This is a genomic window from Clostridium sp. (assembly GCF_016650095.1).
Taxonomy (GTDB): Bacteria; Bacillota; Clostridia; order Clostridiales; family Clostridiaceae; genus Clostridium_AD.
Window position 1 is genome coordinate 1 of record NZ_JAENWL010000112.1, and the last position, 9,525, is coordinate 9,525.

Consider the following 9,525-nt stretch of genomic DNA (forward strand, 5'->3'; position numbering starts at 1 on the left):
AAGATGTGGCACGAATTTTTTATTCCTAGTTATGATAGTTAGCATAGTAATGTTCTCTTTAACTGGTTGGAATTCAATTTGGGAGAGAATAATGTACAGAATAGTACTTCTTCCACTAATTTCGGGTGTAAGCTATGAAATCATTAAATGGATGGGGAAAAGTACAGGAAAACTAGCTAAAATTCTTTCCTATCCGGGACTTAAATTGCAAAATTTAACAACAAGGGAACCTGATTTATCTCAAATAGCTGTGGCAATAAAAGCGCTTAAAGTAGCAGAGGGTATTGAATGTGCATAAGGCACATTCAAATAAATAATAGGTTCACCTCGCTTAATCATGAATGAAGGTGGCAGAAAATGAAGATAGGAGAAGTACTTCTTAAATCATATGAAATTTTGAAAAAAGTTGAGATTGAAAGCTATTTGTTAGATTCACAACTTTTACTTAGTAAGGTTTTAAATGTGGATAAATTGTTTATAATGATTAATAGAGATTTTGATCTTAACCCAGAGCAGGAAAAAGAGTTTTCACGATTAGTTCAGATTAGAAAGAGTAAGATGCCTATAAAATATATTCTAGGTGAATGTGAATTTATGGGTATGAGTTTAATAGTAAAGCCAGGAGTTTTAATACCGAGACCTGATACTGAAATTTTAGTTGAAGAAGTAATTAAGCATATAAAGGAAAAAAAACATACTAAGGTATGCGATGTATGTTGTGGAAGTGGAGCGATTGGTATAGCTATAGCTGAATTTATTAAAGAAGCAAAAGTAACGCTTTATGATATATCTTTTGATGCTTTAGCTGTAGCGAAACTAAATATAGAAAGATTTGACTTACATACTAGGGTTAATGGGGAAATCAGTGATTTATTGCGAGTAGCTATTAATCAAAATATAAAATTTCAAGTGGTAGTATCTAATCCCCCCTACATAAGAGAAGAGGTTATACCTACTTTAATGGAGGATGTCAAGAATTATGAGCCATATATAGCCCTTAGTGGTGGGAGTGATGGATTAGATTTTTATAGAAGAATTACAAAAGAGAGTTTACTGGTTTTAGAAGAAGGTGGTCTTTTAGCTTTTGAAATAGGATATGATCAAAAGGAAGAAGTTGAGGATATTCTTGTAAAGTCAGGATTTAATAATATAGAATGTATTAAAGATTTATCGGGAAATGATAGAGTTATTAAAGCAATTTTAGCGTATTCACCACTAAAGTAGAATAATTCATAGGTATAAGCAATTTGTATATTGCTTATACCTATGATATAATGTTATGATGTGAAAATATATTTACGGAGTGATAAAAATGTTAGATAGGCTTGATTTTACAGAAAATAAATATGAAGAAATTTCAATAAAAATTGGAGATCCGACCGTTATTGCCAATCAAAAGGAATGGCAAAAGTTATGCAAAGAACATGCAGAATTGGAAATAATCGTTACGAAATATAGAATATATAAAAAAGCTAAACAAGATTTAGAGACAAATAAAGAAATGCTTAGAGAAGAATCTGATAAAGACATGAAAGATATGATACAAGAGGATATTAAAGACTTAAGTCTGGTTAAAGAAACTACGCAGGAAGAATTAAGAATTTTGCTCTTACCTAAGGACCCAAATGATGAGAGAAACGTGTTTGTAGAAATCAGAGCAGGAGCCGGTGGAGATGAAGCAGCATTATTTGCAGCGAATCTATTTAGAATGTATACAAGATATGCAGAGCGTAATAAATGGAAAGTTGAAGTAATGAGCTCTAATGAAACTGACATTGGAGGATTCAAAGAAGTAGTATTTATGATAAAAGGTGAATCTACATATAGTAAATTTAAATACGAAAGTGGAGTACATAGAGTTCAAAGAGTTCCAGATACAGAATCAAGTGGAAGAATACATACGTCTACCGCTACTGTAGCTGTTTTGCCAGAGGTTGATGATGTAGATATTGAAGTTAATGCTAATGATTTAAAAATAGATGTATTTAGAGCATCTGGTAATGGAGGACAATGTGTTAATACAACAGATTCAGCAGTAAGAATGACACATATTCCTACAGGATTTGTAGTTTCTTGTCAGGATGAAAAATCTCAGCTAAAAAACAAAGAAAAAGCTCTGAAGATATTAAAATCTAGATTGTTTGATAAAGCTGAGGCTGAAAGATCGGCGGGAATAGCTGAAGAAAGAAAGAGCCAAGTAGGTACGGGAGATAGAAGTGAGCGAATAAGAACTTATAACTATCCTCAAGGAAGAGTAACAGATCATAGAATAGGGTTAACATTGTATAGATTAGAAGCTTTTCTTGATGGAGATATAGATGAAATGATGAATACTTTAATAACTGCTGACCAAGCAGAAAAGATGAAAGCTATGGGTAACAATGAATAGGAATGTTTCAAAGTGAAAGGTGATACTATGAATATAAATAAAGCCATTAGAAAGCAAAAAAAAACTTATGAACGTTTTATGCTATCGATGTGCTTTATTTTTGTTTTATTACCAATTATATTGACAGCATCAAAGATTATAAATACGTTCTTTGTAATATATTTAGTTTGTATTGAATTGTTGATTGCCTTTGTCGTACTTCTTAGAGTCAACGAAGAATATATTGAGTTCAAATTGGAAGGGTACAAAATCAGTATATGGTGTGGACTTGCAAAGAATAAATTTATTATTACCTGTAAAAAAGTTAATTTAATTCACACTGATGGCAAAGGTAGGAATTTAGAAATTATTATAATAACGAAATCCAAATTTAGAAATACGAACATTCATCCCATTGATATAAACTTTTTAAAGACACATCCTTATGTTGCTCAAATGTATAACAAAATCAAAATTCAAAATCCAGAAGAAGATTATTTTTATTTTATAATTAAACATGGTGGATATAGAAAATATTTTTTGCTAGATGACTTATATAAATCTTGTGTTCAAGCAGTATTTACTGATGATGCTATAGAGAAAATTAAAGAATATAGAGATTACGGCATAAACCCCCACGTACATAAATAATATTAGTATAAAGAGAAAAAAGCATAAAGCACAAATGCTACTATACTTTATTCTCATATGGAATTGTAATTTGTATGATTATAATTTTGTAGAAGTGGGGGTATAAATTTGAAAAGTAGTATTGTCTTAATAATCATATTTTCAGGGGTAATGGCTTTGATTGGTACCATGGCAGGCGCATTTTTAGGTGTTGTTATGAAAAAGCCTTCCCGAAAGTTCTTAGGAAATATTATAGGATTTGCGTCAGGACTTATGCTTTCTATTGTGGTTTTTGAACTTATTCCAGAAGCTACAGAAAAAACAGGTCTTTTTGGAACCTTATTATTTTTAATATTAGGAATTATTATTGTTATAATAATAGATAAAATGAGTAATTTAAGCAGTAATGTAAATTCTCAATATACAAAGGTGGCTTTTTTGGTTGCTGTGGGTATAATGCTTCATAATTTTCCGGAAGGACTGATAATGGGATTTGGCTTTGTTAATGGAGATAGTTTAGGACTTAAAATGAGCCTGATAATTGCAATACATGATGTACCTGAAGGACTAGCAGTAGCAGTACCTCTCTTGCTTACAGGCGCAAAGAGTAGAAAAATATTATTTTATGCTTTTTTAACAGCTTTGCCTACAGCAATTGGCGCTTGGCTTGGAATTTATATTGGGAGCATATCTGTAAAAATATTAGGTAGTGCTTTAGCTTTTGCATCAGGAGTTATGTTATATGTAATTTATGGAGAGATGATACCGGAGTCTAAAAAGCTTTGGGAGGGGATTACGAGTACATTAGGAATACTATTAGGGATTATAATGGGGTTAATAATGACCAATGTGATTTAGATATCTTAAAAACTATCGAGTTAGTACTGCTTATCTTTTGAAGATGATTAGTAAAATTTTAATTAAGAGGTGTACGGATGAAAACAAAGATAGAAATATTGGATGAAAATAATGTGAAGCAAAATATAATTAATGAGGCAGGACTTGTTCTAGCTCAAGGCGGATTAGTTGTTTTTCCTACTGAAACAGTTTATGGACTAGGAGCCAATGCCCTAGATGAGTTCGCTGTAGCAAAGATTTTTAAGGCTAAGGGAAGACCGCAGGACAATCCACTTATTGTGCATGTAGCTAATTTTAATATAGAGCCTTTAGTTAAAGAAATACCATATATAGCTAAACAGATTATGAACAAATTTTGGCCTGGGCCAATAACGTTGATTTTCAATAAGTCTGATTTGATTCCTGAAACTACAACTGCTGGTCTTGATACTGTTGGCATACGGATGCCAGCAAATCCTATTGCGAGAAAACTTATTGAAGCAGCAGGAATGCCTATTGCAGCTCCGTCAGCTAATATATCCGGTAGACCTAGTCCTACTGATGTAGAGAGTTGTATTGAGGACTTAAATGGAAAGATAGAGTATATTATAGGTGGGGATAAAAGTAAGGTAGGTCTTGAGTCAACAATAGTTGATTGTACTTGTACGCCTTTATGTATATTAAGACCAGGAGCTATAACAATTGAAATGCTAACAGAAATAGATGAAAAAATATATATTGATAAAAATGTATTGTGCAAACCAACGAAGGATTTTAAGCCTAAAGCACCTGGTATGAAGTATAGGCATTATGCACCAAAAGCCCCAGTAAAAATTATATGCGGAGATTTAGAAAAAACAGTTGCAAAAATCAATGAAATAGTGCAGAATAGTGTGGGCAAGAAAAAAATAGGAATTATGGCAACAGAGGAAACAAAAGATAAATATCCGAGGGGCAATGTTATTTCTTTAGGTAGTAGAAAACATCTTGATACAGTGGGTAGAAATCTTTTTGAAGTCTTAAGGAGTTTTGATGCTATAGAAGTAGATTTAATATTATCAGAAGCCTTTGAAGAAAAGGGTATAGGTGTTGCTATAATGAATAGGCTTAAGAAATCCGCAGGTTTTGATATAACTTACGTATAGGTAGACTACTTCTTTATAATTGGTAGTTACTTAAGAGGAACATAAGGTAGATAACAATCGATAATTGTTATTTACCCCAGAGAAATACTAGGAGGTTGAGTATGGGTACATTATATATTTGTAATGAAAAAATGCAAAGAAGCTATATGATAGAAGCTATTTTTAATAAAATATATACTATAAATTGTATAGACCCATATGTTAAACATGTTTCAATTGATTCTAAAAAAAATGATGTATTAATGAATAATATATTCTTATTATTGGATAAGATAAAGAAGATAGTAGCACTTAAATAGTTTATTTAAATGCCGATATCTTCTTTTTTTGTCATATAATATCTTTTAATAAGAAAATATATATTGGAGGTGTTTTATAATGAAAATAGCATTAGGTAGTGACCATGGTGGCTTTAACTTAAAAAAAGAGATAATTGAGCATCTTAAGAGTAAAAACATTGAGGTAATAGATTTTGGAACTTACACTGAGGATTCTTGTGACTATCCAGAATATGCATTTAAAGTTGCACGAGAAGTGGTAGTAGAAAACTTTGAACTAGGAATACTTATATGTGGTACTGGGATAGGAATAGGAATTGCTGCTAATAAAGTACCTGGAATAAGAGCTGCATTATGCAGTGATACTTTTAGTGCTCACGCATCGCGTGAACACAATAATGCAAACATACTTACTCTTGGCGCGCGAGTTGTTGGTACAGGTTTAGCGCTAGATATTGTAGATACTTTTATAAGCTCTGAATTTCAAGGAGATAGACATCAAAAAAGAATTGACAAAATTACTGAAATTGAGAAAAAATATTCTAAATAAATATTGAAAAATAAACATTAAAAAATTGGAGGAAATTTATATGAGTAAAGTAACACAAATAACACATCCACTTATACAACACAAATTGGCATACATAAGAGAAAAAAATACAGGTTCAAAGGATTTTAGAAATTTGGTTGAAGAAGTTGCAATGCTTATGGCTTATGAAGTTACACGTGACATACAATTAGAAGAAGTAGAAATTGAAACCCCTATTTGCACTACTAAATGTAAAATTTTAGCTGGTAAAAAAATGGCTATAGTTCCAATACTCAGAGCAGGTCTGGGAATGGTTGATGGTATGCTAAAGATTATACCCGCAGCTAAGGTTGGCCACATAGGAATGTACAGAAATGAGGAAACATTGCAACCAGTTGAGTATTTCTGTAAATTACCTCAAGACATTAATGAAAGAGATGTAATTATTACAGACCCTATGATTGCTACAGGAGGTTCTGCAATGGATGCAATTTCAGCACTTAAGAAAAGAGGAGCTATAAATATAAAAATCATGTGTCTTATAGCTGCACCAGAAGGAATTAAGGCTATTCAGGATGCACATCCAGATGTGGACATATACGTAGCTTCAATAGATGAAAGATTGAATGAACATGGATATATTGTACCAGGTCTTGGTGATGCTGGGGACAGATTATTCGGAACTAAATAGTTAATTAGTATATAAAAATTTAAAAAGCAACTTACAGAAAATTATCTGTAAGTTGCTTTTATTTTCATGTGATGCATAAAGTCTTATTTAAAATATCTATTAAGTAATCCACTAAAAGCTTTACCATGACGCGCTTCATCTTTACACATTTCATGTACAGTATCATGGATTGCATCATAGTTAAGTTTTTTAGCTAAAGTAGCTAAATCTTTTTTACCTTGGCAAGCTCCATGCTCAGCATCGACTCTCATTTCAAGATTTTTCTTCGTATCTGAGGTTACTACTTCTCCAAGCATTTCAGCGAATTTTGAAGCGTGATCAGCTTCCTCAAAAGCGATTCTCTTATAAGCTTCTGCAATTTCTGGGAATCCCTCTCTATCAGCTTGACGGCTCATTGCTAGATACATACCAACTTCAGTGCATTCTCCAACGAAGTTAGCTCTTAATCCTTCTACTACTTCTGTATCTACGCCTTTAGCAACTCCAATTTTATGTTCATCCGCCCATGACATGTCATTTTCATTTTTCTCTATAAATTTATCGCTTTTTGCACCACAAACCGGGCAAACATCAGGTGCGAAGTCCCCTTCGTGAATATATCCACATACTGTACAAACAAATTTTTTCATATTAATTTTCCTCCTCATGGTCTTTAGGGTAGAAAGTAAGTATTAAATACTATCTCCCTTCGTATTTATTATAAGTATTAAAAATTATTAAGTACTTATAATATAAAAATAATTATCTAGTTTCATGATAATAAATAAAATATCAAAAATACTATTATAGTTTGATACGTCTTATATTAAATAGTATAATTTATTAAATGAATAGAAAATTTATATTTAACTCTTCTACAATTTAAAGTATACATCAACGGATAATTATTATCAAGTAAAATTAAATATCTTTTAAAAGAATAGTTCGAGGATATTCGACAATTGAGTTAATTTAACAGTTCTTCAATACCATCTAAATCTTTTAGATGGACTAAATTCTTATTGAAATCTATTAAGCCATCAGTCTTCATATTGACAAGTTCTCTTGAAAGTGACGGTCTTTGTACACCTAGATGCTCAGCAAGATTTTTTCTAGACATAGGAAGTATAAGTGCTGTGGTTTTTTGAATTTCATATTGAGAAAGCAAGTAATTAGATACCTTTTGTCTTAAGGTCTCGAAAGAGAGTTCTTTAATTTTCCTATTTAATAAAAGAATTTTACTGGATAACAATTGCATGAAATTATTTAATACCTTAGGGCATACGCTACACATAGCTATAATATCTTTTTTCGAAATATAAAGGATAATTGTACCTTTAGAAGATACTATAGTAGCTGGATATATATTTGTCTCTGAAAAAGCTATCGCTTCGCCAAAAATTTTTCCTTTATTTAGTTTTGCTAGTGTCACAACTTTTCCACTGGCGTAATGTTTTTGTACTTCGAGTTCACCTTCAATTACGATGCCTAGGGAATCGCAGGTGTCGCCTTCAAGTGCGACTATACAAGTTTGGCATTCAGCACAGTTCTTACAGTTATTAAGAATAGAATAGTTTATACTTTTAATTAAATTTTGTAATTCTTCATAAGTTAAACCTTTAAATAGAATACAAGTCTTTAGATCATTTAACAGGTTATCCATAAAATCACCTCAAATTTTTAAATTGGTAACATTAGTTACATATTATCATAAGTAATTCTAATATAATATGTACATAGAGTCAATAAAATAGTTATTTATTTGAGTGTGTCTTAAGGTAAATATGTAAAAAAAATCAGGAGGCGTTAAAGTGAAAAGGAATATTATAAGTATAAATGAAAATAAATGTAATGGCTGTGGATTATGTATAAATGCATGCCATGAAGGAGCCATAGAGTTAGTTAACGGTAAGGCTAGACTAATAAGCGATGAATATTGTGATGGGCTGGGAGATTGTCTACCACAGTGTCCTAAAGATGCTATAAAAATAATACAAAGAGATGCTGTAGATTATGATGTGCAGGCTGTTACTATAAAAAAGGAACAAAATAGCGTAAAGCCTAATTTACCTTGTGGATGTCCTGGTACAATGGAAAAATCTATAGAAAGAAATGTGAACCCGAATGTAGAAGAGGAATTGACTAAAGTTATTAGTGGTGCAGAGGTGGTAGTAGCTTCAGAATTAAACCAATGGCCTGTGCAGTTAAAGTTAGTTAATTCAAAAGCGGCATATTTAAATGGAGCAGATATATTAATTGCTGCAGATTGTACAGCTTATGCTTATGGAGATTTTCATAAGGACTTTATTAAAGGAAGAGTAACTATGATAGGCTGTCCGAAGCTCGATGATAATGATTATTATAAACAAAAAATTGCAGAGATATTAAAAAATAATAATATTAAAAGTATTACGGTAGTTAAAATGGAAGTGCCTTGTTGCTCAGGTATTGTTAGTTCTGTAAAGGAAGCTATGTTGCAATCTGGAATAATAGTTCCATATAAAGAGGTAACTATTAGCTTAAACGGAGTAATAATCTAATGATGTTAGAGTCAAAATCAAAATGATATACCCATTAAACTTAGACGTTTATGAAAAGCATATATTATACAAAATGCATTCCAAGTAGTTAATGGGAAAAATGCATTTGTAATAATAGATGCTTTTATTTTTTGATTTATCATAATTAATATATATATAGTTTATTAAACACTTTAAATTATTGATATTTTAGTGTAAAATAATAGTGATTGATTATGAGATTATTAATTTAGTTTTTGATTTTTCATCTACATAATTAAAATACATTTGTTATGAGGTATAATTATGGGGAGAATTGACAAGCATAATTATTATTTAGATATATGCGAAACGATATCCGAACGAGGAACTTGTATGCGGAGAAATTTTGCGGCTATAATAGTAAAAGATGATGAAATTATGTCTACTGGATATTCGGGAGCGCCTAGAGGAAGAATGAATTGTTGTGATTTAGGGGTTTGTAGAAGAGAAGAATTAAAAGTTCCTAGAGGCACAAGGTATGAACTTTGTAGATCAGTGCATGCGGAG

12 protein-coding genes and 1 pseudogene are annotated in these 9,525 nt (G+C 31.4%); 11 read left to right on the forward strand and 2 right to left on the reverse strand.

Annotated elements, in window-relative coordinates:
• The 9 genes from JJE11_RS08560 to upp all read left to right on the forward strand — a co-directional run.
• A partial coding sequence (locus JJE11_RS08560; RefSeq protein WP_291634563.1) for a DUF1385 domain-containing protein occupies positions 1 to 298 on the forward strand: 298 nt, incomplete at its 5' end.
• 59 nt (positions 299 to 357) lie between these two features.
• Positions 358 to 1,224, forward strand: coding sequence for a peptide chain release factor N(5)-glutamine methyltransferase (prmC, locus tag JJE11_RS08565; RefSeq protein ID WP_291634565.1), 867 nt, complete (start codon positions 358 to 360; stop codon positions 1,222 to 1,224).
• 88 nt (positions 1,225 to 1,312) lie between these two features.
• Entirely contained in the window at positions 1,313 to 2,389 is a 1,077-nt protein-coding gene (prfA, locus tag JJE11_RS08570) for a peptide chain release factor 1 (protein WP_291634567.1), read from the forward strand.
• A gap of 27 nt (positions 2,390 to 2,416) precedes the next feature.
• Positions 2,417 to 3,019: a hypothetical protein gene (locus JJE11_RS08575; protein WP_291634569.1), complete on the forward strand. Its 603-nt coding sequence runs from the start codon at positions 2,417 to 2,419 to the stop codon at positions 3,017 to 3,019.
• 108 nt (positions 3,020 to 3,127) lie between these two features.
• Entirely contained in the window at positions 3,128 to 3,856 is a 729-nt protein-coding gene (locus JJE11_RS08580) for a ZIP family metal transporter (protein WP_291634571.1), read from the forward strand.
• A gap of 77 nt (positions 3,857 to 3,933) precedes the next feature.
• Positions 3,934 to 4,980, forward strand: a complete 1,047-nt coding sequence (locus JJE11_RS08585; RefSeq protein WP_291634572.1) for an L-threonylcarbamoyladenylate synthase — start codon at positions 3,934 to 3,936, stop codon at positions 4,978 to 4,980.
• Positions 4,981 to 5,081: 101 nt separating this feature from the next.
• A complete protein-coding gene (locus tag JJE11_RS08590; RefSeq protein WP_291634574.1) occupies positions 5,082 to 5,279 on the forward strand; it encodes a hypothetical protein in 198 nt (65 codons plus the stop codon).
• A gap of 79 nt (positions 5,280 to 5,358) precedes the next feature.
• On the forward strand, positions 5,359 to 5,808 hold the full coding sequence (gene rpiB, locus JJE11_RS08595; protein ID WP_291634576.1) for a ribose 5-phosphate isomerase B: 450 nt from the start codon (positions 5,359 to 5,361) through the stop codon (positions 5,806 to 5,808).
• Between the two features lie 40 nt (positions 5,809 to 5,848).
• Positions 5,849 to 6,478: a uracil phosphoribosyltransferase gene (upp, locus tag JJE11_RS08600; RefSeq protein WP_291634578.1), complete on the forward strand. Its 630-nt coding sequence runs from the start codon at positions 5,849 to 5,851 to the stop codon at positions 6,476 to 6,478.
• Positions 6,479 to 6,561: 83 nt separating this feature from the next.
• Here the strand turns inward: upp and JJE11_RS08605 are convergent, their stop codons facing one another.
• A complete protein-coding gene (locus JJE11_RS08605; RefSeq protein ID WP_291634580.1) occupies positions 6,562 to 7,107 on the reverse strand; it encodes an NADH peroxidase in 546 nt (181 codons plus the stop codon).
• 317 nt (positions 7,108 to 7,424) lie between these two features.
• Positions 7,425 to 8,120 (reverse strand): Crp/Fnr family transcriptional regulator, encoded by a 696-nt coding sequence (locus tag JJE11_RS08610; protein WP_291634582.1) that lies wholly within the window; start codon positions 8,118 to 8,120, stop codon positions 7,425 to 7,427.
• Between the two features lie 148 nt (positions 8,121 to 8,268).
• Between JJE11_RS08610 and JJE11_RS08615 the strand changes: the two genes are divergently transcribed.
• Together JJE11_RS08615 and JJE11_RS08620 are read left to right on the forward strand one after the other, a co-directional pair.
• A complete protein-coding gene (locus JJE11_RS08615) occupies positions 8,269 to 8,997 on the forward strand; it encodes a 4Fe-4S binding protein (RefSeq protein WP_291634584.1) in 729 nt (242 codons plus the stop codon).
• 285 nt (positions 8,998 to 9,282) lie between these two features.
• Positions 9,283 to 9,525: pseudogene (locus JJE11_RS08620) on the forward strand (cytidine deaminase); the annotation flags it as partial.

Excerpts from the sequence above, each read along its gene's own strand:
- prmC (WP_291634565.1), top strand. The coding sequence starts at position 358 with ATGAAGATAGGAGAAGTACTTCTTAAATCATATGAAATTTTGAAAAAA.
- prfA (WP_291634567.1), top strand. The coding sequence starts at position 1,313 with ATGTTAGATAGGCTTGATTTTACAGAAAATAAATATGAAGAAATTTCA.
- JJE11_RS08575 (WP_291634569.1), top strand. The coding sequence starts at position 2,417 with ATGAATATAAATAAAGCCATTAGAAAGCAAAAAAAAACTTATGAACGT.
- JJE11_RS08585 (WP_291634572.1), top strand. The coding sequence starts at position 3,934 with ATGAAAACAAAGATAGAAATATTGGATGAAAATAATGTGAAGCAAAAT.
- JJE11_RS08590 (WP_291634574.1), top strand. The coding sequence starts at position 5,082 with ATGGGTACATTATATATTTGTAATGAAAAAATGCAAAGAAGCTATATG.
- rpiB (WP_291634576.1), top strand. The coding sequence starts at position 5,359 with ATGAAAATAGCATTAGGTAGTGACCATGGTGGCTTTAACTTAAAAAAA.
- upp (WP_291634578.1), top strand. The coding sequence starts at position 5,849 with ATGAGTAAAGTAACACAAATAACACATCCACTTATACAACACAAATTG.
- JJE11_RS08605 (WP_291634580.1), bottom strand. The coding sequence starts at position 7,107 with ATGAAAAAATTTGTTTGTACAGTATGTGGATATATTCACGAAGGGGAC.
- JJE11_RS08610 (WP_291634582.1), bottom strand. The coding sequence starts at position 8,120 with ATGGATAACCTGTTAAATGATCTAAAGACTTGTATTCTATTTAAAGGT.